Here is a 292-nt window from a genome sequence, read left to right on the forward strand (position 1 = left end):
TATGAAGGCGGGAAAAACCGCGATATGGGATCCTATCTGATAGACGAAATCTCTGTGAGCAGCCCACCACAAAGCTTAAGCGTGACAGGGCGCGCCGCATCAATGAACACGTCTTACAGAACCCCCAAAAGCCAATCCTATCACCAGCAAACCCTTGGCAGTATTGTTCAAGAGATAGCAGAGCGTAATGGCTATACGCCAAAGGTTGATCCTTCTCTTGCAAAAATCATTGTGCGACACATTGACCAAACATCAGAAAGCGATATGGCTTTTGCTACACGCCTTGCAGAAG

General features: G+C 47.6%; 1 pseudogene. It reads left to right on the top strand.

The annotated features are described in order from the left end of the window. Nucleotides 1-292, top strand: a pseudogene (locus ACFIMP_RS09910) (late control protein); the annotation flags it as partial.

Origin of the sequence: Bartonella sp. AP65SXKL, assembly GCF_042195725.1 — a bacterium.
Taxonomy (GTDB): Bacteria; Pseudomonadota; Alphaproteobacteria; order Rhizobiales; family Rhizobiaceae; genus Bartonella.